Genomic DNA, 25,308 nt, shown 5'->3' on the forward strand with positions numbered 1-25,308 from the left:
CTGCTACATCCCGCCAGAAGACCAGGACTGAGAACTTAGGAGGGGGAGGAGGGGAAAAACGAAGAGGGGCTGTCGACTTCGATGGGGCCCAGCCCTCTTTTTTGCACCAGCGTTCGCAGCTCCTGCACAAGCTGTTGGTCTTGGGAGGCCGTGCGGGCCCCGGACTCGGCAGCCCATGCCTTTAAGTCCTGAATCTGGTCGCGGGCGATGGCGGCCAGAGGAACAGTTTGGCGAATGGCGCTGAGGATGTCCTCCTGGGTAAACTCGCGGGGTGGATCCTGGTTGAAGGCCATGTGCATGGCATCGTAGATGGCCTGTTCAATTTCTGCCCCGCTGAAATCTTCGCTGGCCATGGCCAGCTCAGGGTAGGAGAAATCTCGCACGCGGTTGGGCCGCAGCCGCTGGATGTGGACTTGGAAGATTTCCTCCCGCTCCCGCTGGTTGGGCAAATTGACAAAGAAAATCTCATCAAACCGGCCTTTGCGCAGCAACTCAGCCGGCAAGATGCGGACATTATTGGCGGTGGCAACAATAAAAACGGGTTTGGTTTTTTCCTGCATCCAGGTAATTAGGCTGCCGAAGACCCGCTTGCTGGTGCCCGAATCTCCTGAAAACTCGCTGTTGACGCCGCCAAAGGCCTTATCCAACTCATCAATCCACAAAACACAGGGGGCCATAGCTTCGGCAATTTGGATCATCTGGCGCACGCGGCTTTCACTTTCGCCGACGATCCCGCCGAAGAGTCGCCCCACATCCAGCCGGAGCAAGGGCATGCGCCACTCGCGGGCTATGGTTTTGGCACAGAGGGACTTGCCGGTACCCTGAATCCCGGCCAGCAAAATGCCCTTGGGGCTGGGCAAGCCATAGTCGCGGGCCTGGGCACTAAAGCTGTTGCGGCGCTGGCGAATCCAGGCTTTGAGGTTTTCCAGGCCGCCGACATTTTGCAGGGTCTCGGAGGGGTTGTAAAACTCCAGGATTTCCGTCTGGCGGATGTATTGCTTTTTCTCTTCCAGAACCAGGTCGATATCGCCCTCGCTGACCTTGCCTTTGGCGGCTAGGGCGCGGGCCAGGATCCGCTCAATGCGCTGCCGGGTCAGCCCTTGACAGGCTCGAACCAGTTGTTCCCGCGCTGGGCCGCTTAGCTCCAGTTGACGGGCAGGGATCGCGCGGGTAATGATCCGCTCAATTTCGTCGATGCTGGGCAGGGGAAAATCATAGACTACAATTTCCTCGCGCAGCTCGGCAGGGACAACGGCTTCTTGACCCAGGAGGATGATGGACTTGCGGCTGTGGCGGCCCTCTCTGGCCAAGGTTTTTAGGTAGCGGATAACGGGATAGTTATCTGAGCGTTCTGGATTTCTCAGGGTGGGGTTTAGATCCTTGAGAACACAAATAACCGCCTCGTCCTCTTTGATAGCGCCGATGCGGCCCAGAGCAGGCATCAATTGACCTTTGTTTTGGCCGTTATCTGACCAGCCAGAGACGATATCCCAGATTAGGAGTTTGCGCTTGGGTTTGAGAGAATCGGCCAGAACTTGTAGCAGCTCCTCTGCTGGGGCTTCTTCGGGAGTAACCAGGTAGATCAAAGGGTAGCGAGCGCGAACCGCCAAGTCCAGCAGCGTGAGAATGTCTTGGTGATTGCTGGCAAAGGCGAGATCTAAGGAACTCATGGATCTAGCTGCTAGCTGTAGGTAGTCTAGCAAAGGGATCCGCCTAGGGATGGATAGTTCCGTCGGGGAGGACGGCCCCGCTCAAGTCGACAAATCGATCCCAGCCGGGACTTAGTTTTGCGCCCGTTAGGTTTGCCCCCCTCAGGTCAGCCCCCCTCAGGTCAGCCTTGCTCAGGTTGGCCTTGCTTAGGTTAGCCCGCCACAGGTCGGCCCTGCTTAGGTTGGTCTCGATCAGGTTGGCTCCGCTCAGGTCGGCCCACCATAGCTTGGACCCGCTCAGATCGGCCTGGCTCAGGTTGGTTTCGATCAGGTTTACCCCGCTCAGGTCGGCCAAGCTCAGGCCGGATCCCCTCAGGTCGACCCTACTCAAGTTGGCCCTGCTCAGACTAGCCCCGCTCAAGTTGGCCCTGCTCAGATTGCCCCCCCTCAGGTCGGCCTCGCTTAGGTTGACCAAGATCAGGTTGGCCCCCCTCAGGTCGGCCCAGCGGAAATCCCGCTCTCCCGCTTTATACCTTGCTCGGACATCTCCAAGCTGTCGGAGGGGAAGGCGATGGGACTTTGCCACCTGCACGTGCTGCGGATCCTCCGCTTCCAGCAGCGTCTCCCAAGCCGCAAACTGCACCTCCCAGTTGGGATCATTTTGCAGGGCGTGGATAACAAGCTCGGCCCCTTTGGATCCGTACTTCAGGGCACCCTTGATTGCTTGGATTCTCACCTTGGGATCCGGACTGTCTAGGGCTTGCTCAACGGCTACCCAGCCTCCCATGACTGGATCGGAGCCGGCCAATTGCTGCCCACCCAGAACAGGATCAAAGGTTTCCGCCACCGCTTGCCTCCCTGGTTTAGCCAGTACTTGGCGCTGAGAGAAAAGTTAGGAGTGAACTTGCCCATCAGGAAGGATGGTGCCTGTTAGGTCTTTGAACCATCCCCACCCAAAACTCAGTTTTGCGTCCCTCAGGTTTGCTCCTCTCAGATCCGTGCCGTCCAGGTTTGCTCCCCTTAGCTCGGCCCCACTCAGGTTGGCTTGCCACAGCTTGGCCTCGCTCAGGTTGGCTTGCCACAGCTTGGCCCCGCTCAGGTTGGCCCTGCTCAGGTTGGCTTGCCACAGCCTGGCCTCGCTCAGGTTGGCCCAGTTCAGGTTGGCCTCGCTCAGGTTGGCTTGCCACAGGTTGGCTCCGCTCAGGTCAGCCCTGCTCAGGTCAGCCCTGCTCAGGTCGGCCCCGCTCAGGTTGGCCCAGTTCAGGTTGGTCCAGTTCAGGTTGGTCCAGTTCAGGTTGGCCCAGTTCAGGTTGGCCCCGCTCAGGTCAGCCCTGCTCAGGTCGGCCCCGCTCAGGTTGGCTCCACTCAGGTCGGCCCCGCTCAGGTCAGCCCTGCTCAGGTTGGCCCCCCTCAGGTTGGCTTGCCACAGGTTGGCCCCGCTCAGGTTGGCTCCACTCAGGTCGGCCCCGCTCAGGTTCTTGACATTCGCCTGACCGTTGACGATTTCCCAGACCAGCCGCCACTTGGGATCCATCTGCGTCTCGGCAGAGAGCAGGGATCTCCTCAACCTAGCCCAGAACAAGTTGGATCCCTGAAGATTCACTCCCCTCAGGTTAGCCCCGCTCAGGTCGGCCCCGCTCAGGTCAGCCCCGCTCAGCTTGGCTCCACTTAGGTTGGCCCCGCTCAGCTTGGCTTGGTTCAGACTGGCCCTGCTCAGCTTGGCCAAGATCAAGTTAGCCTGGCTCAGGTCGGCCCCGCTCAAGTTGGCCCCGCTCAGGTCCGCCCCGCTCAGGTTGGCTCCACTTAGGTTGGCCCCGCTCAGCTTGGCCTGGTTCAGGTTGGCCCTGCTCAGCTTGGCCTGGCTCAGGTCAGCCCTGCTCAGGTCAGCCCCACTCAGCTTGGCCTGGCTCAGGTTGACCCTGCTCAGACTGGCCCCGCTCAGGTTGGCCCTGCTCAGACTGGCCCCGCTCAGGTTGGCCCCGCTCAGCTTGGCCTGGCTCAGGTCAGCTCTGCTTAGCTTGGCCCAGCGGAAATCTCGCTCTCCCGCTTCATACCTTGCTTGGACATCTCCAAGCTGTCGGAGGGGAAGGCGATAGGACCTTGCCACCTGCACGTGCTGGGGATCCTCCGCTTCCAGCAGCGTCTCCCAAGCCGCAAACTGCACCTCCCAGTTGGGATCATTTCGCATGGCCTGGATAACAAGCTCGGCCCCTTTGGATCCGTACTTCAGGGCACCCTTGATTGCTTGGATTCTCACCTTGGGATCCGGACTGTCTAGGGCTTGCTCAACGGCTACCAAGCCTCCCATGACTGGATCGGAGCCGGCCAATTGCTGCCCACCCAGAACGGGATCAAAGTTTTCCGCCATCCCTAACCTCAAGTTAACCTCCCAACCACCTGCTGCTGCATAAGGGTCTTTTGAGTTTGCAAATCTACTACCGTTACCCGCAAAGTTCGCCCAGCATCGACGGCAAAGGTGACCTGCAAACGATCCACTCCTACCTGCCCTGGGGGCTTGAGAGGAATGGAAAGCTGCTTGTGGCTCCCAAGGGGACGAAAGCTAGAAGCTGCGCTGCTGTTGCGAATCTGCATCCGACCGTCGGGACCGTAAACAACCTCGGTTGCCCCTTCCTCGGCCATCTCACCAACCACCAGGTTGATGTGGCTTTGTCCATTGGCGTTGGCCTGCAAGGGAGGCAGTTCCACCGTGGCAGGATAGGCCGTGCCGCTCTTAAAGAGAGGGAAAAAGTCGGGCGCCTGCAAATAGGGATTCCAGAGCCGCAGGGCGTAGGTATGGCGGAGATGATCTTGAAGGCGGGCAAACTGGGTGAAGGCCAGAGCGCCGTGGGCCACTGCCTCAAACGGCTTGTGGTACTTAACCTTGTCGCGGCCAAAGAGGCTAATGACCTGATGCTGCACCCCTGGAATGAGGCTGGTGCCACCCACCAACACCACCTGGTGGATATCTCGTTTAGAGATCCCTTTGTTGTGGGCTTTCTCGATGACCTCATCGATGGCTTCTCTTAGCCGCGTCAGCAGGCCGCGCTCTTCCAACAGCTCCTGGAGTTGTTCGCGCTGAAGCGTTAAGGTGTGGGTCTCAAAGGAGTCTTCATCCAGCCAGGCCTCGCTGGCCTGAGAATGGCTGGAGAGGCGGATCTTGAGCCGCTCGGCAACCTCGCACAGAACCTGGAAGCTGCTGGCCGGAACCTGCTGTCGCTTGCGGCCCAACTGCTCCAGCAGCCACTCGGCAATCCAGATATCGATATCGACGCCGCCACAGCCATAGGCCCGGTCAGTTTTGGCAATGACCTCAGCTCGGTAAGCAGTGCCCTGCTTTGGCTTCAAGATTTTGACCAAAGAGAGGTCGAGAGTTCCGCCCCCCAAATCGACCACCAAAATCAGGGATCCCGGTTCCTGCACCCCGTAGCCCAAAGCAGCCGCGGTGGACTCGTCGAGGAACACAACCTGTTGGATCCCTAGGGAGCCAAACACCTCTTGCAGGTTGTGCAAATAGGCCTCGTAGGCTCCCACCGGCACGGTCAAGATCACCTTATCGGGCTGCCAGCCCTCCGCCTTGAGTTTGGCAAGAAGCTGCTGCAGAAAGATCCGCGTGGCCTCTTGGGCTGTGTAGGCCTGTCCATCCACATAGGTTGGGGCCGGCTGGAATTGCTGAGAGAGATCCCGCTTAAAGCCTTTGAATAGGCGCTTGGGATCCCGTTTGGCCTGGGCAGGTGCCCCAATCAAAAATTGCTGGTTTTGGCCGACAAAGAGAACCGAGGGAATTAGAGGCGGGCTGCCGTCGTAGCGGTGGGTGATCCCTGGTATGTCGATCACAATCGGCTTTCGATTTTGATAGGCACAGACCACCGTATTGGAAGTGCCAAAATCAATAGCCAACGTCGTCATGCTGCCAAGGAAGGTAGAGTGCGACTGACTTTGGCTCGAACTAAAACTTGATCCCTAAGTCGATAGCCCACAAAGCGAACGTAGACCGGCTCGCCCGCCTGGATATCCTCCTCATCTGCCTGGTGGCTTTCTGGGTCATAGGCCACCTGTTGCCACACCTGGCCAATGGTTTCCAACTGCCAGTCTTCCAACAAGTTGCCCAGACAGTTCAGCAAAGCCAAGACTTGCTGGGCAGGGTAATCCGGTCGCCTCTGCACAACCTGCTGCAGGGTGGGGTATTGCACCAAAAGAGGCTTGAGCTTTTCCACTAGTTCGGCGCGGATTTGATGGCGCAATTGCCCTTCCTGCTGTTCTAGCTGTTTGTGCAGCCGCTGCACTTCCTGAGCCGTTTCTGCAGTCTCCAATGCTAGCTCGATTCCACTGAAATCTTGAATAAGGCTCGGCAAGGACACTTGCAAAATGCTGGCCGCTCGATTGAGAGCGGCTAACTTCAGCTTTTCGGCCTGGCCAGTTCTCAGGGCATTTAGGGCTCCTCGACTCAGTTTGGCCTTTTGTCGAAGCTCTCGCCAGGTTGAGATACCGGCAGCCTGCATGAGATTGCGCAGCAGGGTATCATGACTTTTCATACTCCAAAATGGAATCCTAGCCAGAGTCCTTTGGATCCCTTTGGTTAAACCAGACAGGGGATCCAGAAAGGGGTTTGGGGCATTCATAAACGCTCTACCTGACGCTGGACATTTTGTTCTATGACTGGGGCCTGGTCATATTCAGGCAACAGCTCCCTTTTTTGAACTGTGCCCAATGCCCTTTCTATTTCCTCAGTTAGGTCAAGGCAGCCCTTGCCTTTGACATTAAGCACGCGCTCAATCACGTTGCCATCTTTGTCGATGATGTATTCAACCTGTTGATATTCCGCCATAACGCCTCCTCAAGCCCAGCGCCCCAACACAATCCTGATCTGTCCTTTCTCGTCCACAGATTCCGACTCTACGGTAAACCCCTTCTCCGCTGCCGTTGCAAGGAGCTGCTCGCGGGTGTAGGCTTGGCGGATTGGCGCTAAGAAAGCCTCAGCGGTGACTCCCGTTCCCCAAAAGTCGGCAATCATCTCCAGGCTGTCCCCCCGTTGGCGAAAGCCAATGTCGTAGCCGTTGCTGCGCCTGACCACAAGATCTGCCCGGACGCGGTTCCCTCCATACCCCCGGACATAAGTGTTTTCCAAGACCTCGTGACCTTGGGCAACCAAAATACTTTTCAGGATCTCTTTATTTTTGAACTGAACCTTGATGCTGGTGAAGTGAGACACTGTGGGGATTCTCCTCAGAAGGACACGCCTTTATCCTAAAGCAGCTCTCTTGGATTAAAAAGTGTTTGCTAGGATACAAACCTGCGTGGCCCTAGCCAAAGAACAGAAGTGTTCACTTCTCCTTGGGCTTCTCGGCTGGGAGATACCGATTGGGATCCGACGTAGGAGGAGGAGGCAGTTGAGGGGTACTGGGGTAACCAAACCAGATGGTTGCCAAACCTTTGAACCAAAGGAAGAGCCAGATCCACTGCCACTGAAAATCAAGTTTTGCGCCTTCCAGGATAGCATTGTCTAGGTTGGATCCCTCCAAGTTGGCGTAGCTCAAATTGGCCTTCCTCAGATTGGCTTGGCTGAGGTTGGATCCTCCTAGATCCGCTCCAATGAGGCTGGCTCCACTTAGGTTTGCCCCGACCAGTTGCACCCCGTTGAGCTTGGCCCAATTCAAGTTAGCGCCGCTCAGGTCAACCCCACTCAAATTTCTCTTGGAGGCTTGACCGTTGACGATCTCCCACACCAGACGCCACTTGGCCTCGATCTGGGTTGCAGGAGAAAGGATCACCCGCTGCAGACTGGCCAGCTCCAGATCTGCCCCCCTCAGGTCGGCGCCGCTGAGGTTGGCTCCGCCCAGATAGGCCCTGCTCAGCTTGGCTCCGCTGAGATCGGCGTGGGTTAGGTTGGCCCCGCCCAGCTTGGCCCTCTTTAGATTGGCTCCACCTAGGCTGGCCTCGCTGAGATCTGCCCCAATCAAATAAGCCTGGCTTAGGTTAGCTCCACTGAGCCTTACCCCGCTGAGGTCTGCCCGGCTGAGGTTGGCCTTTCTCAAGTCCGCCTCTCTCAAGTCTGTTTGGCTCAGCTCCTGCGAAGGGGCGCCAGCATGGAAAATCATGAACCACCAGCTACTCTCCGGACTGGCCTCTCCAGAAATCACCGTCCATCTCAAGCTAGGCAAGTTCAGGTCTGTCTTGCCCAGTTTGGCTTCGCTGAGGTCGGCCCCGATGAGGCTAGCCCCCCTTAGATCTGCGCCGTTGAGCTTAGCCCGTCTCAGCTTGGCTCCGACGAGGTTGGCTTGCGCCAACTTGGCCCCCACAAGCTTGGCCTTGGCTAGTTCGGCCTTGATCAAGCTGCTTCCACTGAGGTTGGCACCGCTTAGGTCTGCCCCGCTGAGATCCGCTTGGTTTAAGTTGGCCCCCCTCAGATCCGCCTGGCTTAGATTGGCTTTGCCCAAATCTGCCCACTGTAGGTCTACGCCGCAGAGGTTGGCCCCGCTCAGGTCGGCTCCCACCAAGTTCACGCCAGTGAGCCTGATCCCGCTCAGATTTGCCCAGCTCAAGTTGGCCCCGCTCAAGTCCGCCTGAGCTAGGTTTTTTCCCTGAGCATGGCCATTGACAATTTCCCAAACCAGCCGCCACTTGTGGTCAATTTGGGTTTCAGGGGAAAGGATAGCTCCCCGCAGGCTGGCCAGTTGCAGGCAAGCTGCGCTCAAATCGGCCCCGCTGAGGTTGGCTCTCTCCAAGCTGGCCCACCGGAGGTCGGCTCCCTGGAGGTCGACTTCCTGCAAGTTGGCGCCGACAAGCCGTGCCCCCCTTAGGTCTGCTTGCGCCAAGTTGGCCCCCCGCAGGTCAGCCCAATCCAGGTTGGCCTCGCTCAAGTCCGCCTGAGCTAGGTTTTTTCCCTGAGCATGGCCGTTGACAATTTCCCAGACCAGCCGCCACTTGTGGTCAATTTGGGTTTCAGGGGAAAGGATAGCTCCCCGCAGGCTGGCCAGCTGCAGGCAAGCTGCGCTCAAATCGGCCCCGCTGAGGTTGGCTCTCTCCAAGCTGGCCCACCGGAGGTCGGCTCCCTGGAGGTCGACTTCCTGCAAGTTGGCGCCGACAAGCCGTGCCCCCCTTAGGTCTGCTTGCGCCAAGTTGGCCCCCCGCAGGTCAGCCCAATCCAGGTTGGCCTCGCTCAAGTCCGCCTGAGCTAGGTTTTTTCCCTGAGCATGGCCGTTGACAATTTCCCAGACCAGCCGCCACTTGCGATCAATTTGCGTTTCGGGGGAAATGACGACCCAGTTCAGGTTGGCGTCTGCCAGATTGGCTCCCTGCAAGTTGGCGCCAATGAGATTGGCCCCCATCAGATTAGCTCCCTTTAAGTTGGCTCCTCTCAGATCTGCGCCGCTGAGGTCTGCCTGGCTGAGGTTGGCTCCAATCAGGCTGGTGTGGCTTAGATTGACCTGGCTCAGCCTTGCCCGAACTAAACTGGCCCCGCTTAAGTCAAGCCCCCTTAGATCTAGCCGGCTAAGGTTGACCCTCCCCAGATCTGCCCAGCGAAAGTCCCGCTCGCCGGCTCGATATCTCTCTTCAGGGTTTCCAACTGGACGTAGGGGAACGGGATATCTTTTTGCTACTTGCACCAGTGGAGGGATGCCAGAGTTCAGTAGGGTTTTCCAAACCGCAAACTGCACTTCCCAATCCAGGGGTTGTAGCATTGTCTGTAGAAAAAGCTTTCTGCTTCTTTCGCCAAAACTTCCAATAGCTCCATTTCCGCTAACGAGATCCCCCCTTCTAGAAACCAACTGAATAACTTCTAAACTACCGGCAACTTGTCCACCCTCGCTGATAGCCACGGTCTATCCCCTGTTGGCTAGCTTCGTCTCTATTTTTACCTTGGCTTTGGAGAGGGCTCAAGTCAAACTTGAGGGGTTCTCTCCAGGAAGTCAATCTTAATCGAGTCTTAAGATTGTCTAGAGCATTTCAAGCATGCCAGGCTCGAGAAGAGGAGTTCAAACCTGGAAAAGGGATTCCTTGTGCCAGACAATTGAATTGATGGTCATTTCAAACTCGATTAAGACGTTCTCCAGGCACTCCGTGCTGCCGGCGCGTTCGCGATAACCTATAGAAACCGCAGCAGCCCTGCCCTGTACCTGTAGGGTCGGGAGGAATAGGGCTTTGCTTGAGAGGGTAAAGCTATGAGCCGAGTCCTGACTCTCTCCCGCAAGCTCAAGGTCTCTACATCGCCAGCCGCCAAGCTGGAGGCGACCTTGTTTGCTTTTTTGCACAAGCCCTGCTTGCACCGGCGGGCCGGAGGCCTTACTGGGTGAAGCAGAACACCGTCCAACTGAAATCCGTACCCGCTTTGGCTTATCCAGCAATAAGGACTCCGTCCCGCTGGCGCGATTGGCACAACAGGTCTGCAGGCAAGTGGCCTCTGCCCGTAGGGTTGCCCAGCCGGAAAATCGTCCGGTCAAGGTGTTCGAGAGTGGCTTTGTTACCTTTCGCGCTAGCGGGACGAAGTCCTTTTCTGCAAGAAGGCCTGGACAGGGTTGCTGACCACCGTTGAGGGGCGGGAACTTTGGCGGTCGGAGTCGGGTAGTTTACGCCAAGCTCTTGCGCAGCACCCCCTGCACCAGCAGAACTGACACCACCACAAACCCCGTCAAGAGGCCCAGGGATCCCGCCAGGGTGAGATCGCCCCAGGGGGCCTGCAGCACCACATCAGCAAAGCTCCAGCTGCTGGTGCGATAGACGTGGCGAATCGGCTCAATGGCAAAGGTGAGCGGGTTAAGGCTAGCCACCCAGCGCAGCCAGGTGGGCATGAAGCTAAGGGGAGCCAGAGCGGTGCTGGAGAAAATCAGGGGCAAATTCACCAAAAAGATAAAGGCCAGCAGCTGCTGGTGACCTGGCATGGCAAAGGCCAGGCCCAAGCTCAGGGCCGTAAAGCCCAAGACCAATAGGCCCACGATCAAGGCCACCACTGCCAGCCCCCGCCCGTCCGGGATCCCGCCGCCGAGGACGTAGTCTGCCCCCACGATCACTGCCGTCTGCAGCAGCGACAAGCTGATAATGAACAGGCTAGAGGCCAGCACGATGGAGAAGCGAGAGGTAAGGGGAGCCACCAGCAATCGGTTTAAAAATCCGAACTCCCGGTCGAAAATCACTGGCACGCCGGCATTTAAAGCCCCGCCAAAGGCCGTAAACACGATAACTCCTGCTCCCAAAAACTGGGTGTAGTTTTGTCCAGCCCCGAAAATGCCGGCAGGAGCATTCTGGAACAAGGCCCCGAACAAAATCAACCAAAGCAGCGGCTGGATGATGCCGACCAGCAGGGTTACGGGGCGACGCTGCAGTTGGATAAACAAGCGTCGGGTGAGGGCAAAAGTCTCCTGCCAAAAGTCGACCGTAAATAGAGGAACTGGGTTGGATGGGGTTGGGGAAGCGGCAGAGGTCATACCAAGGCTCCTGCAAAGTTTTGAACGAGGTAGGGATCGGGAATCAGGGAAAATTCTTTTTGCCCAGGTTGGCTTCAGCGGCAGCCAGCTCCGCATCCAGGAGGGTTTGCCCGGTTGCTGCCAAATACACATCATCCAGGCTGGGACGGGATTGGGTGCTGCTGAAAACCTCCAGCCCATGGGCCTCGAGGCAGGCACGGATCTGGCTGAGGGGATCCTCCCCATTGCGCTGCACCACCAAGTTGAGGGCGTTGCCCTGGGCGCTGTTGATCACCACTTTTTGGACAAAGGGCAGGGATGCCAGCAGTTCGGCTCCCCGCTGGGCCAGTTCTGGCGGCGCAAACTCCTGCAGCTTGACAGTGATGCGCTCGCCACCGACGCGGGCCTTTAGCTCTTCTGGGGTGCCTTCGGCAATCACCTTGCCGCGGTCGATGATGGCCACCCGATCCGCCAACAGGTCGATCTCCTCCAGGTAATGGCTGCTGAGCACCACCGTCACACCGGTGTTTTTAAGCTGGCGCAGAAAGTCCCAGATGGCCTGCCGGCTGGGAATGTCTAGGCCCACTGTGGGCTCGTCCAAAACCAACACCTGGGGCTGGTGGAGCAGTCCTGCCGCCAGATCTAGGCGTTTGCGCAGGCCGCTGGAGTAGGTGCCGATGCGTTGGTCGGCGCGGTCGGCCAGCCCCAGCAATTCCAAGACCGCAGCAATCCGCTCTCGGGCCAAAGGCCGCGGCAGGTGGTAGAGATCCGCCTGCAACTGCAACAATTCTCGCCCCGTCAGCACCTTGTCTAAGGCCACCTCCTGGGCAACGAAGCCCAGCTTTTCGCGTACCGCCTTGGGATTTTCATTGACCGGGATCCCGCACACCTCGATCCGGCCCGCGTCAGGGCGCAGCAGGGTGCACAGGCAGTGCAGGGTAGTGGTTTTGCCGGCGCCGTTGGGGCCGAGAAGGCCATAGATCTGGCCAGGCTCTACTTGGAAGGAGACATCCGCCACCGCCAGGGTGGATCCGTAGCGCTTCTGGAGTTGTTGAACCAAGACCGCAGGGGTATCTGACATGGGCCTCCACCTTTCGCTTCCTCTAGGCTATCAAGCCGCTTGGGAGAAAGGGGGAGCCATGGGCTTGCCCCCTCTCGGCAGCTCTGTAGCCGCCGACTCCCTGGGAAGTTGGGAGCCAAACCAAGCCTCAGGGTATAGTAGTTCAGGCCACTGGGTAGGTTGGGGGCGGATCCCTGCCCACCTTGCCATTGAGTTCGGTTGGGCTAAACCGTCGCCAACGGTTGTGGAGAGGAGAGGAATGCTCAAGCCAAAGCTTGCCTGCCGATCCCCCTTGCCAGCTTTCCCCCAAGGGGGCTCTGTGGCAACCCTTGGAACTTTGGTAACCTTTGCCCTTGGCCTGGTCGGCTGCGGCGAGGCAACAACCCCGCTTAGCCCGCTGGAAAATGCCTTTTTGCGGGCCGACGACTTTGCCATTACAGGGGGATCCCCGACGGCGGGCGCGGTGGGGCCTTACCTCCAATTCAACCTGCGGCGGCAGCGGGACAACCAGATCTTGAATCGTCCTTTCAACGTCTATGTGGAGAATGCAGGGCTGGCAGAAGGGCAACCTCCTCTGGTCGATAACCAAAACCGCCCCCTCCTGCTGCAGCGCTCGGTGGCCTTTTTGGGCAATGGCCTCGATCTCAACCGGGATGGCCAGCCGGATGCGCCTCCCCCCGATCCCCCCAGCCTCACCAGTGGCCCCCTGCTGCCCTATGCACCGCCCAACAACTGGCAAAGCCGCGCCGTCCTCGCCTACGTCCCTGGCCAGTCCAGTATCCCCGGACGTGGCCCTAGCGACCGCTTTGGCATTTACTTTTCTTCCCTCCTGCCCTACAGGGGGCAGCTTCGCTTTCGCGCCCGCGACGAACTGGGGAATGCTCCTGCCCGCACCTTTGAGGTTACCTACTCCCCAGCACCCCGGCGGGCCAATGTCACTGTTACCTTGGCCAACGTTAGCGCCAGCCCCCAAGAGCCGGTGCTGATTGCCATCTGCAACCAGTTGGGAGCTGCTGCCGTGGTGGGCCTGCGGAGCGGCACCTTTACCGAGCTGGTGGACCTTTTGCCAGCCCCTGACTTGCCGGTGGATCCCAGCTTAAGCGAGCCCATCCGCTACGTGGCCGAGGCCTATCAGTTTAACCGCGAGCGAACGGTTATCCGCGTCTCCCAGAATCCTGCCGATCCCAGCCGCATGAGTGTTCCCCTCTTGGGATCCGAGGGCGCAACCGGGCGGGCAGACCTGACGATGGTGAACGCCATGGGGGATCAGCTCACCTGCTTTAACGAGCAACTCTCTGAGCTGCGAAATACATTTTCCGACTTCTTCAGATAACAGTTAAATTGCTGGTTGCGGCAAGGAGAGGTGGGGCAAGCTGGAGCATACGACCTGGTTTTCTCCAGTCGGCGAAAGTCTACGCAAGAAGCCAGCAGAAAAAAACTCGAGGCACCTGTTCACAGTGAGCCTTTCGTGGTTTTCTTCGCTGATTCCGATGGCTTCCCCAGCAAAATCCAGCCTGACGTGGGGCTGCCCTCTTTTCCGGTTGGATGGAATTGCGATATGCTAGTTTCCCAACTCTCATAACGCGAACGATTCCCAGCTGTTTTTCCTCCTATGACCCCCCATCGCTCCCAGGTCTCGGTTCCTATCCTGCAGGAAAGCTGGCACTTTCAAGAGCGAGATGCCTGCGGCGTTGGGTTCCTGGTGGATCGCCAGGGGAGAGCTAGCCACGAGCTGCTGCAAAAAACCCTTGCTGCTCTTGCTTGCATGGAGCACCGTGGCGGCTGCGGCGGCGACAACCAAAGCGGCGATGGAGCTGGCATTGCCACAGCCATTCCCTGGCAACTGCTGCAGGCAGAGAGGGAGGAGATCCGGGCTTGGGATCCCCGCCGCAGTGCCGTGGGCATGGTGTTCTTGCCCCCGGATCCCGCCGAGTGCCAGGCGGTGCGCCAGCTCATCGACGAGTACTTGGCTGCCACAGAGTGGGGACGGCCCCTCTGGCGCTGGGTGCCGGTCAATCCAGACTGCCTGGGGCCAATGGCACGGCAAACCCTACCCTCCATCTGGCAGATGCTTCTTACCCATCCCAGGCTGGAGGGAGATGAGCTGGAGCGACAGCTTTACCTCTTGCGGCGGCGCCTGCGGCGGCAGGTGGAAAGCCGGTTTGGCTATTACTCCATCTACTTTGCTTCCCTCTCCTGCCGGCTAATTGTCTACAAGGGCATGGTGCAGTCGGCGGCGCTAGGCCAGTTTTACCGCGATCTGCAAAACCCCCTCTACGCCACCGCCTACGCCACCTACCACCGCCGCTTTAGCACCAACACGCTGCCCCGCTGGTCGCTGGCCCAGCCCTTCCGCTACCTCTGCCACAACGGCGAGATCAACACCTACCTAGGCAATGTCAACTGGATGGCCGCCCGCGAGCCCTCTTTGGCCCATCCCCTCTGGGGCGAGGCCATCGAGGAGCTCAAGCCCGTCATTGATCCCGGCACCAGCGACTCGGCAGGCCTGGACGCAGTCTTTGAGCTCTTAGTTGCCTCTGGCTACTCCAGCCAGCAGGCAATGATGGTGCTGATCCCGGAAGCCTACCGCCACCAGCCAGAGCTGCAGGATCACCCGGAAGTGGTGGACTTCTACGAGTTTTTCGCTGGCCTGCAGGAAGCGTGGGATGGGCCGGCGATGGTGGTCTTCTGCGACGGCAAAACCATTGGCGCCACTCTAGATCGCAATGGCCTGCGCCCAGCCCGCTACGCCCTCAGCCGCGACGGGTTGCTGGTAGTGGCTTCGGAAGCGGGGGTGGTTCCCCTGCCGGAAGCCGAGATCCTAGAAAAGGGGCGGCTGGGGCCAGGGCAGATGCTGACGGTGGAGCTGCAAAGTGGCCAGCTCTACAAAAACTGGGAGATCAAAACCCAGGTGGCGGCTCAGCACCCCTATGGAGAGTGGTTGAGGGCTCACCGCGTTCAGTTGGCTAGCCAAGACTTTGAGAGGACCCCGCAGCTTACCGAAGAACAGCTGCTCCAACTGCAAACCGCCTGCGGCTACTCCTCGGAAGATGTGGAGATGATTATCGAGGAGATGGCGGCTACGGGCAAAGAGCCGGTTTTCAGCATGGGGGACGACGCGCCGCTGGCGGTGCTCTCCGCCCAGCCCCACCCCCTTTACGACTACTTCAAGCAGCGCTTTGCGCAGGTGACCAACCCCCCTATCGATCCCCTGCGGGAAAGCTTAGTGATGTCTTTGGACATGTATCTGGGATCCAAAGGCAACCTGCTGGAGATCCGCCCTGAGCATGCTCGCCTGCTGCACCTACGCAGTCCGGTGCTCAACGAGGCGGAGCTGGCCGCCCTGCAGCGCACGCCTTTCTCCTGCCGGACGCTGCCCATCCTCTACTCAGTGGCCGCTGGGCCAGAGGGGCTGGCTGCTCAAGTGCGGGCCCTGTGCCAAGAGGCGGCGCAGGCAGTGCGGGAAGGAGTAGAGATCTTGATCCTCTCGGATCGCGGTCTCAGTGCTGAGCAGGCCTTGATTCCGCCTCTGCTAGCCGTAGGGGCCGTCCACCATCACCTCATTCAGGAGGGGCTGCGCCTGCGCACTTCTCTGGTGGTGGAGACGGCTCAGTGCTGGAGTACCCACCACTTTGCTTGCTTGATTGGCTATGGGGCCAGCGCCGTCTGCCCTTACCTAGCCTACGAGGCGGTGCGCCAGTGGTGGCACAAGCCCAAGACGCAAACCCAGATGGCGGCCGGTAAGCTGCCCCAGGTCTCGGTGGCTGAAGCCCAACGGAAGTACCGCGCCGCCATTGAGGCGGGCTTGCTGAAGATCCTCTCCAAAATGGGCATTTCCCTCCTCTCCAGCTATCACGGGGCGCAAATCTTCGAGGCCATCGGCCTCAGCCAAGAGGTGATTGACCTGGCCTTCCGCGGCACGGTGTCGCGGGTGGGGGGGATGACACTGGCGGAACTGGCCCGCGAGGGTATGGCCAATCACCGGCGAGCCTTCCCAGAGCTCACTGCCAAAAAATTGGAGAACTTTGGCTTTATCCAAGCGCGGCCCAAGGGCGAGTACCACATCAACAGCCCAGAAATGGCCAAACTGCTGCACAAGGCCATTGCTTCAGGGCAGCCCGAGCACTACGAGATCTACCGGACCTATTTGCGCAACCGCCCCCCCACCGCTCTACGGGATCTGCTGGACTTTCGCAGCGACCGCGATCCCATTCCCCTAGAAGAGGTAGAGCCCGCTACAGCCATCTTCAAACGTTTTACCACGGGGGGGATGTCGCTAGGGGCCCTCAGCCGCGAAGCCCACGAGACCCTAGCCATTGCCATGAACCGCATCGGTGGCAAGTCCAACTCCGGCGAAGGTGGAGAAGATCCAGAGCGCTACATCCCCATTACCGATGTGACGCCAGAGGGTACCTCGGCGCGCTTCCCCCACCTGAAGGGCCTGCGCATGGGGGACAATGCCAGCTCGGCGGTGAAGCAGGTGGCTTCGGGCCGCTTTGGCGTGACGCCAGAGTACCTGCTTAACGCGCAGCAAATTGAGATCAAAATTGCCCAGGGGGCTAAGCCAGGCGAAGGCGGACAACTGCCGGGCAAAAAGGTCAGCCCCTACATCGCCAAGCTGCGCCGCTCTAAGCCAGGGGTGACCCTGATCTCGCCGCCGCCCCACCACGACATCTACTCCATTGAGGACCTGGCGCAGTTAATCTTTGACCTGCACCAGGTCAACCCGCAGGCGCAGGTGTCGGTAAAGCTGGTGGCGGAGGTGGGCATTGGCACGGTGGCGGCAGGGGTAGCCAAAGCCAATGCCGACATCATCCAGATCTCTGGCCACGAGGGAGGCACAGGGGCTTCTCCTTTGAGCTCCATCAAACACGCAGGGGCGCCCTGGGAGCTGGGCTTGGTGGAGGTGCATCACGCCCTGCTGGAGAACGGCCTGCGGCAGCGGGTAATCCTAAGGGTGGATGGCGGCATCCGCACCGGCTGGGAGGTGGTGATGGCGGCCATGCTGGGGGCGGAGGAGTTCGGCTTCGGGACAGTAGCCATGATTGCTGAGGGGTGCATCATGGCGCGGGTGTGCCACACCAACAACTGTCCGGTAGGGGTGACCAGCCAGAAAGAGGAGCTGCGCAGGCGCTTCCCCGGCACTCCTGACCAGGTGGTTACTTTCTTTACCTTCCTGGCTGAGGAGGTGCGCCAAATCTTGGCTCAACTGGGCTACCGCTCTTTGGAGGAGGTGATTGGGCGGGTGGATCTGCTCTGCCCCCGCGCTGGTGTGGTTTTGGAGAAAACCCGGTCCTTGAATTTGGAGTGTCTCCTGCGAACTCCCCCGGGCTTTGCTCCCCACCAGCGGCCAGAGTGGCTAGAGCACGAGCCGGTGCACAGCAACGGCCCAGTGCTGGACGACGCCATCCTGGCTCGGCCTGAGGTGCAAAAGGCTATTGAGACCTGCGGCACGGCCATGCTTGAGCTTCCCATTGCCAACACGGATCGCTGTGTGGGCGGGCGCATTGCCGGCACCCTGGCTCGGCTGTATGGGGATGCAGGCTTTGCCCAGCAAGGGGGGCTGCTGGATCTGCGCTTTGTGGGCACAGCCGGTCAGAGCTTCGGGGCTTTTACCCTGGCGGGCATGCGCCTGACCCTGACGGGGGAAGCTAACGACTACGTGGGCAAGAGTATGTGCGGCGGTGAGATCGTCATCCTTGCCCCCCCAGAAGCCCCCCGGGATCCAGCAGAAAACGTGATCCTAGGCAATACTTGTCTGTACGGAGCCACCGGTGGATCCCTGTTTGCCAACGGCCAGGCGGGAGAGCGCTTTGCCGTGCGTAACTCCGGTGCCCAGGCGGTCATCGAGGGATCCGGCGACCACTGCTGTGAGTACATGACCGGCGGCGTGGTGGTGGTGCTAGGGCGGGTGGGCCGCAACCTGGGGGCGGGCATGACCGGCGGCCTAGCCTACGTATTGGATGAAGAGGGCAACTTCCCCGCCAAGGTCAACGGCGAGATTGTGCGCATCCAGCGGGTGCAAACGGCAGCCGCGGAAGCGCAACTGAAGGGCCTGATCCAGGAGCACTACCGCCGCACCCATTCCCCCAAGGCCGAGCGTATCCTTAAGAACTGGGAGTCCTACCTGCCCCTGTTCTGGCAGGTGGTTCCCCCTTCCGAAGAAGGCAGCGAGCTGACGGATCCCACGCGATCCCAGCCGGCGACAGTGCAGTTGTAGGGGATCGCAGGGCCGGTCGGTAACACTTCTTATCCCCCCGAGGGCCAAAGGGGCTGGTAAACTGCGAGAGTATACAGGCCTTTTATCCTGCAACCCCTATGACTTCCACGTTGCAAGCTGCCCGAACCCAGGCGCGAGTGCCCAAAGAGACCCTCCTAACACCCCGCTTTTACACTACTGACTTCGAGGCCATCGGCAAGATGGGGCTGGGCGATCGAGAGGCTGACTTTCGAGCCCTCCTAGAGGAGTTTCGCGCCGACTACAACCGCCACCACTTTGTCCGGGGCGAGGAGTTCAACCAAGATTGGGAAAGCCGGCTTGATCCGGAAGCGCGGCGGCTGTTTGTGGAGTTTTTGGAGCGCTCCTGCACAGCGGAGTTCTCTGGCTTTCTCCTCTACAAGGAGCTATCCCGCCGGCTGAAAAAGACCAACCCCATCTTGGCCGAGTGCTTTGCCCTAATGAGCCGGGATGAAGCCCGCCACGCCGGCTTCCTCAACCGGGCTATGGGCGACTTCAACATGGCCTTTGACCTGGGCTTTTTGACCAAGCACAAGTCCTACACCTACTTTGCGCCCCGCTTTATCTTCTACGCCACCTATCTCTCGGAGAAGATCGGCTACTGGCGCTACATCCTCATCTACCGCCACCTCGAAGCTCATCCCGAAAACCGCATCTACCCCATCTTCAATTTCTTCAAGAACTGGTGCCAGGACGAGAACCGCCACGGCGATTTCTTTGCTCTCATGCTCCTGAGCCAGCCGCGGCTGCTCAAGGGATGGGTAGCGGAGCTGTGGTGCCGCTTCTTCCTGCTGTCGGTATTTGCCACCATGTACCTCAACGACGTGGGCGAGCGCCCGGACTTCTACCGCCTCATCGGCCTGGATCCCCATACCTACGATATGGAGGTGATCTACAAGACCAACCGCGAGGCGGCCAAGGTCTTCCCGGTGGTGCTGGATGTGGAGAACCCTGAGTTTGTGCGCCGGCTGCAGAAGTGCGTGGCCAACAACGCCAAGTTGAGGGAAATTGCCCGCGGTTCTGGCCCCTTCAAGGGCCTGCGCAAGCTGCCCCTTTACCTCAACAACGCCTACCAGTTCCTGCGGCTGTTTCTGCTCAAACCGCGCAAAGCTGGCTTTTACTTGTGGGAGCAGCCGGAGCCTCGTTTTGAAGAAGCGGCTGTTTCTGCTTGAGCGGCTCTTGATCCCAGCTCAGTATCGGTAAGCCTCGTAGGTCAGCCATGAACATCGCCGCCGAGATTACGCCCCTCTTTTTGCTGGGAACGCTGGCCTTTTTGGGGTGGGGGTTCTGGCGAGCCCGCCAGCGGGGATCCCTGGCTGTCTGGGTGTGGTTCCAGGGATCCCTGCTTCTTTTGCCCTGGGTGGTCTTCCTAGGGCTCTTGCTGTTTGGGGTTTACCTCAACTTTGCCGGCTTCCTCCTGCTCTTGCTGGTGTTCACGGGGCTCTACATTGCCGTGGGGCGCAAAACCCGCCAGTTGGCCCAGCAGGAGCTGCAGGCGCGGCGGCAGCAGTTGGCCCAGTTAGGGGAGCGGCAGGAAGCCTCTTCGGCAGCTGAGGGGGAGGCGCCTGGGGAACGGCCAGCAGTGGTGTTGCGGGGCATCTCTGCGGAAGATTTGCAGGCCATTCAATCCATCTTCAGTCTGGACACCTTCTTTGTCACCGAGACTATTCCCTATGGGGAGGGGGCAATCTTCAAGGGCAACCTCCGCCGGGACGCAGAGGTAGTGGTGCCCCTGCTTTTGGAAAGGCTGAAGGAACGAGTGGGCGGCCGCTACCAACTGTTTTTGGTTGAGGATGCCTCGGAAAAGCCAGCGGTGGTGGTTCTGCCAGACGAGATTGTTAACTACCGCACTTCGACAGGGGCAAAGATCCTGGCTGCAGGCCTAATGCTAGCGAGCTTTCTGGCCACTTTGGAGGTGGGGGCCAACCTGCTGGGCTTCCGGCTGTTGGAGGCGCCGGGGCGCTGGGTGGAAGCCCTGCCAGTGGCGGCGGGGATCTTCGCCATTCTGCTGGTGCACGAGACCGGCCACCGCTGGATGGCCGGCAAGTACGGCGTGCGCCTCAGCCCGGCTTTTGTGATTCCCAGCTTGGGGATTGGCACGCTGGGATCCCTAAACCGCATCCAGTCGCCGGTGCCCAACCGCAAGGCCCTGTTTGACATTGCCTTTGCCGGCCCGGCGGCGGGGGGTCTTCTTTCCCTAGTGGTGCTGCTGGTTGGCTTGAAGTTGTCTGGCTCCAGTGGCCTATACGTGCCCACGGAGATCTTCCGCAGCTCCATCCTGGTGGGCACGCTGGCGCGGCTGGTGCTGGGATCCCAGTTGCAGGCGGAGCTGGTGCCCATTCACCCCTTCGTGGCCGTAGGCTGGATTGGCCTGGCCATCACCGCCTTGAGCCTGCTGCCGGCGGGCCAGTTGGACGGCGGGCGGATCGTGCAGGCGGTGTACGGGCGGAAGACGGCGGCACGTGCTACGGTCATCACCCTGATTGCTCTGGCAGTGGCAGCCATTAGTAACGTTTTGGCCCTCTACTGGGCGCTGCTGATTCTCTTTATTGCTCGCGAGCCGGAGCGTCCCCCGCAGGATGAGATTACCGAAACCGACGGCCAGCGGGATGCCTTGGCGCTGCTAGCTCTCTTTTTGATGGTGATGACCCTGCTGCCCATTGCCCCAGCCTTGGCGGGCTTCCTCAACCTCCCCAACGGCTAAAGTCTGGGAAGCTCGATGTCGCCGCCGGGAAAGGGCTTTGGCCCCAGCCGAGACAACAGAGAGAAGCACCTACAGCGCCTGCTGCTTCAGGCTCTCCACCATCACCAGAGGGGGCAACTGGAAGAGGCCAGCTCCCTCTACCAACAGGTGTTGCAGGCCCGGCCCACCCACCCGGAGGCGCTGCACCTTTTGGGGGTCTGTCGGCAGCAGCAGGGATCCCTGGAGGAGGCCATTGCCCTGATGCAGCAGGCTTTGGCGCAGCAGCCGTGCTTTCCCGACGCCCACTATAATCTGGCGATTGCCCTCAAGCAGGCAGGTTACCTGGGGGAGGCAAAAGCCCACCTCCAGCAGGCTCTGGAGCAAGGGGGGCCGGATCCGGAAGTTCTGTACCAGTTGGGACTGGTGCTGCGGCAGCAGGGGGAGTTGGAAGCGGCCCTGGTGCCGCTGAAGCAGGCTCTGGAGTTGCAGCCAGACTTTGCCGATGCCGCCTATACGCTGGCCATCCTGTTGCGCGATTGTGGCCGGGAGGAGGAAGCGGCAGGGCTGTTCTACCGCCTCTGGCAAACTGATCCTGCCGATTTGGCAGCGGCCCTGGGCTGGTGTGTCAGCCAGTTGCCCCTGCTCTACGACACCTCTGAGCAGATCCCAGTTGCCCGGGAGCGCTACCGCCAAGCTCTGCAGCAGGTGAAGGCCCGCTGGGCACAACTGCCGCGGGATCCCAAAACCCTGGAGCGGGCGGCTAGCGGAGTCGGCTCTGTCCAACCCTTCTTTTTGCCCTACCAGGGCCAGAACGACCGCGAGCTGCAGCACCTGTACGGATCCCTGGTAGGGGAGGTGATGGCGGCTCGCTACCCGCAGCCCCGCCTTCTCCTGCGGCGACGTCCTGGGCAGCTGCGGGTGGGCATCGTCTCTGGCCTGTTCCGGGATCACTCTGTTTGGAAGATCCTGACCCACGGCTGGGTAGAAGCTTTGGATCGCTCCCAAGTAGCCCTCTACGGCTTCCACACCTCGGTCGTCCAAGACGAGATTACGCGCTCCCTGCCACCGCGTTTTGAGCAGTTTATAGCCGGATCCCGCAGCTTGGCGGAGTGGCAGGCGGCGATTCGAGCGGCCCAACTGGACGTGCTCCTCTACCCGGAAGTGGGCATTGACCCGGTCTGCGCCCAGTTGGCCGCCTTGCGTTTGGCCCCTGTGCAGGCCATGGCCTGGGGACATCCGCAAACCTCTGGCCTGCCGACGCTGGACGTTTTCATCAGTAGCGAACTAATGGAGCCGCCGGATGGGGCCGACCACTACACCGAGCAGCTCCTGCTTCTGCCTGGCATCGGCACCTACTACATCCCTTTGGACGTTGACCCCGCCCCTGTGGACTGGCAAGCGTGGGGTGTGGATCCTGATAGGGTGCTCTACCTCTGCGCCCAATCTCTGTTTAAGTACCTGCCCCAGTACGACGAGGTCTTCCCCCGCATTGCTCGGGAAGTGGGGCGGTGTCAATTCCTGTTTTTGCGGGGCCGCCTCTCCCAAGGGATCCGCCAGCGCTTCTGGCAGCGGCTACAGCGGGCCTTCCGCGCCTACGGCCTGGCCGCGGAAGACTATGTGCTGCTGCTGCCAGAACTCTCCCCTGCCGAGTACGCCGCCTACAACGCCCTGGGAGATGTTTACCTGGACAGCATTGACTGGTCTGGCGGCAACACCACCCTGGAAGCCCTGCCCCACGGGCTGCCCATCGTTACCCTGCCGGGATCCCTGATGCGGGGTCGCCACACCTACGCCATCCTGCAGCAGATGGGGATCCACGCCACCATTGCCTCTAACCTAGAGGAGTATGTCCAGATTGCTGTGCGCCTGGGCCTGGATGACCGCTGGCGGGAACAGATGGGCCAGCAGGTAAAAGCCCGCCAGGAGTGTGTCTACCGGGATCCAGCCCCCATCCGCGCCCTGGAAGCCTGGTTGCAAAGTCTGGTTTAGGTACTCTCATCCAGCCTAATAGCCTTAGCGCTAACCTGCCTGGGGAAGATCCCGGCCTTCCAGACGGCAGAACAGTTGCCGCATCAGCAGCTCCCGTTGGCCCAAAGAGAGATGGGGAGCAAGAGTGCTTGGAAAGTGGGGCATGGCCAGAGTAACGCGATCCAGCAAGTCGGCGCGGCGGTGCTTTTGCTGGATGGCCCAAGCCCGCTGCACAAGCTCTGCGGCTGTTTCCAGCTCCAGCCCCGCCTGTTGGGCCAGCCAAGCCGCCAATTGTTCCAAGTCGGGATCGAAGCGCAGCCGGTACATGTAGATCAGCATGCCGATCCCAAGCACTAGGCCTATGGCGCTGGCCACATAGGCAGCCTTGATGGAGGTTCCCGGCAGATAGGCCACCGCCGAGACGCGCAAGATTTCATAAGGGATGCGAATTAGGCTGTAGCCGACAACATAGGTCCAAACCCAGGTGCCATCTTTGAGTTTGGGGAAGCGCCAGAACATCCCCATCAAGAGGGCAAACAGAACCAGGTTGAGGACGCTCTCGTAGAAAAAGATGGGGTGAAAAAACTCAAACTGGCTGTACTCCGGCTCGCGGGCTTGGGGGGGGATGTATACCCGCAAGGGCCACCTGCTGTCGGGGGGAATAGGGGCACCGTAGGCCTCGGAGTTAAAAAAATTGCCCCAGCGCCCAATGGCTTGGCCCAAGATTAACCCCGGTGTGATCACATCGGCGTACTTCCAGCCGTTGATCCCGGTGGCGCGGCAATAGAGGTAGAGGGCCAGAGCGCCAGCCAAGATCCCACCGTGGATGACGATGCCTCCCCGCCAGATGGCGAAGGCCGAGAGGGGGCTGTCTTGGAACTCTGACCAGTGGGTGAGGACGTAGTAGAGGCGGGCGCCCAGAAACCCGGACACCACCAGCCACAGGGCCAGGATCTCGACCCGTTCGCTGGCCTTGCCAGGCTCTTTCTCCAGATGGCGAGCCTCTGCTAGGGCTTTGGTCAGGAGCAGGCCGACCAACACGGCAATGGCCATCAGCAGGCCGTACCAGCGCAGCCCCAGACCGCCCACCAATGGAGTTTCGGGGGGAAAGCGAAAGACAAATTCTCCCGGCGAGCTGAAGGTAAGACCCAGCATGCTCTGCACCCCAAAATCCCCAATTCAGTTCCAGCAGCCGGCTTCCATCAGAAGACCCCATTGCGCCAGTGGGACAAAGTCCTGTCTGGGTTCCTTTCCGTAACCTTGAGCAGCCGTTGTCCCCTCCAGTAGGGATCCATTCTCCCCCATCTTGCTCCTCCGGATGCCCAGACGATTTAGTCCCGCAACACATAGCCTACCCCGCGCACCGTCTGGATGAGGCGCTTCTCCCCTGGAGCTTCAATCTTGAGACGCAAGTAGCGAATATAAACCTCGATGATGTTGGAGTCCCCTGTAAAGTTATGTCCCCACACATGCTCCAAAATCTGTTGGCGGCTGAGCACCTGGCGAGGATGTTCCATGAGGTAGCGCAGCAGCTCGTACTCTTTAGCCGTCAGCTCCACCTGTCGCTCCCCCCGCCTCACCTCCCGTGTCACGGGATCCAGGGTTAGATCCATGAAGACTAACTGGCCATTAGGCGATCCCTTGGGGTGCTGCAAATAGATCCGTATCCGCCCCAGCAACTCCTGCAGGCTAAAGGGTTTGACCACGTAATCATCCGCCCCGGCCTCCAGTCCTGCCGCTCGATCCGCCACCTCGTCGCTAGCAGTCATCAGCACCACCGGCATGCGGTTGCCCGTCAGGCGCAACTGCCGACAAACTTCCAGCCCCGAGATCCCGGGCAACATCCAGTCCAGCAGCACTAGGTCAGGCTTCTGATCACAAGCTGCCGCCAGCCCCGCCGTGCCATCGCTGACCACACTAACCCGATATCCCTCGTAGGTCAGCTCAGTTTCCAGGAAGCGGGCCAGTTTAGTCTCATCTTCGATCACCAAAATGTGCGCAGAGGAGGATTCCGGTTCTGGCATATTCTCTCCTCAAAGGAAGAGGCGGGAAACTTGCTCACTGCCCACCAGCATACCTCAGCCCTAGGGGTTGGCAGTTGAGGTTACTCAAAGCCTACGCCAGTCCTGTAGAATTGCCTGCGGTTGATCCCAGAGAGGGCTTTGAGTTATTCAAAGAGCATCCCTGTGGGCCATGTCGTCTCTACCCCCAATTGCATGGGAAAAACTGCCGGGCGCGAGGCTTTGGAACTGGCTCAGCTCACTCCCCCCAGCCTTTGATCGCCTCCAACTTTGGCCTGGGCAGCAAGGTGG

Annotated in this window: 17 protein-coding genes; 5 read left to right on the top strand and 12 right to left on the bottom strand. The window is 59.9% G+C overall.

Features of this window, described 5'->3' with window-relative positions; translation table 11 throughout:
• Positions 1-35: 35 nt before the first annotated feature.
• From NW830_RS06375 to NW830_RS06420, 10 genes are all read right to left on the bottom strand, one after another.
• The gene (locus NW830_RS06375; RefSeq protein WP_414404615.1) at positions 36-1,670 is read right to left on the bottom strand and encodes an AAA family ATPase; all 1,635 of its coding nucleotides are present in this window, start codon (positions 1,668-1,670) and stop codon (positions 36-38) included.
• A 43-nt stretch (positions 1,671-1,713) separates the two neighbouring features.
• Positions 1,714-2,496 (bottom strand): pentapeptide repeat-containing protein, encoded by a 783-nt coding sequence (locus NW830_RS06380; RefSeq protein WP_414404616.1) that lies wholly within the window; start codon positions 2,494-2,496, stop codon positions 1,714-1,716.
• Between the two features lie 45 nt (positions 2,497-2,541).
• Positions 2,542-4,017 carry a pentapeptide repeat-containing protein gene (locus tag NW830_RS06385; RefSeq protein ID WP_414404617.1) on the bottom strand — a complete coding sequence of 492 codons (1,476 nt, stop codon included), beginning with the start codon at positions 4,015-4,017 and terminating at the stop codon, positions 2,542-2,544.
• Positions 4,018-4,025: 8 nt separating this feature from the next.
• On the bottom strand, positions 4,026-5,555 hold the full coding sequence (locus NW830_RS06390) for an Hsp70 family protein (RefSeq protein WP_414404618.1): 1,530 nt from the start codon (positions 5,553-5,555) through the stop codon (positions 4,026-4,028).
• Positions 5,552-6,181: a helix-turn-helix domain-containing protein gene (locus tag NW830_RS06395; RefSeq protein WP_414404619.1), complete on the bottom strand. Its 630-nt coding sequence runs from the start codon at positions 6,179-6,181 to the stop codon at positions 5,552-5,554. The genes NW830_RS06390 and NW830_RS06395 overlap by 4 nt, the downstream gene beginning before the upstream one ends.
• An 83-nt stretch (positions 6,182-6,264) precedes the next feature.
• Positions 6,265-6,474: a DUF2997 domain-containing protein gene (locus NW830_RS06400; protein WP_414362279.1), complete on the bottom strand. Its 210-nt coding sequence runs from the start codon at positions 6,472-6,474 to the stop codon at positions 6,265-6,267.
• 9 nt (positions 6,475-6,483) lie between these two features.
• A complete protein-coding gene (locus NW830_RS06405; RefSeq protein ID WP_414362277.1) occupies positions 6,484-6,858 on the bottom strand; it encodes a DUF1257 domain-containing protein in 375 nt (124 codons plus the stop codon).
• A 112-nt stretch (positions 6,859-6,970) separates the two neighbouring features.
• Positions 6,971-9,328: a pentapeptide repeat-containing protein gene (locus NW830_RS06410; RefSeq protein ID WP_414404620.1), complete on the bottom strand. Its 2,358-nt coding sequence runs from the start codon at positions 9,326-9,328 to the stop codon at positions 6,971-6,973.
• Positions 9,329-10,213: 885 nt separating this feature from the next.
• On the bottom strand, positions 10,214-11,068 hold the full coding sequence (locus NW830_RS06415; RefSeq protein WP_414362273.1) for an ABC transporter permease: 855 nt from the start codon (positions 11,066-11,068) through the stop codon (positions 10,214-10,216).
• 43 nt (positions 11,069-11,111) lie between these two features.
• On the bottom strand, positions 11,112-12,128 hold the full coding sequence (locus NW830_RS06420) for an ATP-binding cassette domain-containing protein (RefSeq protein ID WP_414362271.1): 1,017 nt from the start codon (positions 12,126-12,128) through the stop codon (positions 11,112-11,114).
• Positions 12,129-12,426: 298 nt separating this feature from the next.
• Between NW830_RS06420 and NW830_RS06425 the strand changes: the two genes are divergently transcribed.
• The 5 genes from NW830_RS06425 (at position 12,427) to NW830_RS06445 (ending at position 23,017) form a co-directional block, all read left to right on the top strand.
• Positions 12,427-13,440, top strand: a complete 1,014-nt coding sequence (locus NW830_RS06425) for a hypothetical protein (RefSeq protein WP_414362269.1) — start codon at positions 12,427-12,429, stop codon at positions 13,438-13,440.
• Positions 13,441-13,719: 279 nt separating this feature from the next.
• Complete coding sequence (gene gltB / locus NW830_RS06430) at positions 13,720-18,327, top strand: glutamate synthase large subunit (protein ID WP_414362268.1); 4,608 nt, start codon at positions 13,720-13,722, stop codon at positions 18,325-18,327.
• Between the two features lie 98 nt (positions 18,328-18,425).
• The gene (acsF, locus tag NW830_RS06435) at positions 18,426-19,517 is read left to right on the top strand and encodes a magnesium-protoporphyrin IX monomethyl ester (oxidative) cyclase (protein WP_414362266.1); all 1,092 of its coding nucleotides are present in this window, start codon (positions 18,426-18,428) and stop codon (positions 19,515-19,517) included.
• A gap of 47 nt (positions 19,518-19,564) precedes the next feature.
• Entirely contained in the window at positions 19,565-21,049 is a 1,485-nt protein-coding gene (locus tag NW830_RS06440; RefSeq protein WP_414362264.1) for a site-2 protease family protein, read from the top strand.
• A gap of 15 nt (positions 21,050-21,064) precedes the next feature.
• Positions 21,065-23,017, top strand: a complete 1,953-nt coding sequence (locus NW830_RS06445; protein ID WP_414362262.1) for a tetratricopeptide repeat protein — start codon at positions 21,065-21,067, stop codon at positions 23,015-23,017.
• A gap of 30 nt (positions 23,018-23,047) precedes the next feature.
• On the opposite strand, the gene lgt is transcribed toward NW830_RS06445, so the two are convergent.
• Positions 23,048-24,151: a prolipoprotein diacylglyceryl transferase gene (lgt, locus tag NW830_RS06450; RefSeq protein ID WP_414362260.1), complete on the bottom strand. Its 1,104-nt coding sequence runs from the start codon at positions 24,149-24,151 to the stop codon at positions 23,048-23,050.
• 176 nt (positions 24,152-24,327) lie between these two features.
• A complete protein-coding gene (locus NW830_RS06455) occupies positions 24,328-25,020 on the bottom strand; it encodes a response regulator transcription factor (RefSeq protein ID WP_414362258.1) in 693 nt (230 codons plus the stop codon).
• Positions 25,021-25,308: the final 288 nt, after the last annotated feature.

It is taken from the genome of Synechococcus sp. OH30 (genome assembly GCF_047462175.1).
Classification (GTDB): domain Bacteria; phylum Cyanobacteriota; class Cyanobacteriia; order Thermostichales; family Thermostichaceae; genus Thermostichus.

Excerpts from the sequence above, each read along its gene's own strand:
- NW830_RS06375 (WP_414404615.1), bottom strand. The coding sequence starts at position 1,670 with ATGAGTTCCTTAGATCTCGCCTTTGCCAGCAATCACCAAGACATTCTC.
- NW830_RS06385 (WP_414404617.1), bottom strand. The coding sequence starts at position 4,017 with ATGGCGGAAAACTTTGATCCCGTTCTGGGTGGGCAGCAATTGGCCGGC.
- NW830_RS06390 (WP_414404618.1), bottom strand. The coding sequence starts at position 5,555 with ATGACGACGTTGGCTATTGATTTTGGCACTTCCAATACGGTGGTCTGT.
- NW830_RS06395 (WP_414404619.1), bottom strand. The coding sequence starts at position 6,181 with ATGAAAAGTCATGATACCCTGCTGCGCAATCTCATGCAGGCTGCCGGT.
- NW830_RS06400 (WP_414362279.1), bottom strand. The coding sequence starts at position 6,474 with ATGGCGGAATATCAACAGGTTGAATACATCATCGACAAAGATGGCAAC.
- NW830_RS06410 (WP_414404620.1), bottom strand. The coding sequence starts at position 9,328 with ATGCTACAACCCCTGGATTGGGAAGTGCAGTTTGCGGTTTGGAAAACC.
- NW830_RS06415 (WP_414362273.1), bottom strand. The coding sequence starts at position 11,068 with ATGACCTCTGCCGCTTCCCCAACCCCATCCAACCCAGTTCCTCTATTT.
- NW830_RS06420 (WP_414362271.1), bottom strand. The coding sequence starts at position 12,128 with ATGTCAGATACCCCTGCGGTCTTGGTTCAACAACTCCAGAAGCGCTAC.
- gltB (WP_414362268.1), top strand. The coding sequence starts at position 13,720 with ATGACCCCCCATCGCTCCCAGGTCTCGGTTCCTATCCTGCAGGAAAGC.
- acsF (WP_414362266.1), top strand. The coding sequence starts at position 18,426 with ATGACTTCCACGTTGCAAGCTGCCCGAACCCAGGCGCGAGTGCCCAAA.
- NW830_RS06440 (WP_414362264.1), top strand. The coding sequence starts at position 19,565 with ATGAACATCGCCGCCGAGATTACGCCCCTCTTTTTGCTGGGAACGCTG.
- NW830_RS06445 (WP_414362262.1), top strand. The coding sequence starts at position 21,065 with ATGTCGCCGCCGGGAAAGGGCTTTGGCCCCAGCCGAGACAACAGAGAG.
- lgt (WP_414362260.1), bottom strand. The coding sequence starts at position 24,151 with ATGCTGGGTCTTACCTTCAGCTCGCCGGGAGAATTTGTCTTTCGCTTT.
- NW830_RS06455 (WP_414362258.1), bottom strand. The coding sequence starts at position 25,020 with ATGCCAGAACCGGAATCCTCCTCTGCGCACATTTTGGTGATCGAAGAT.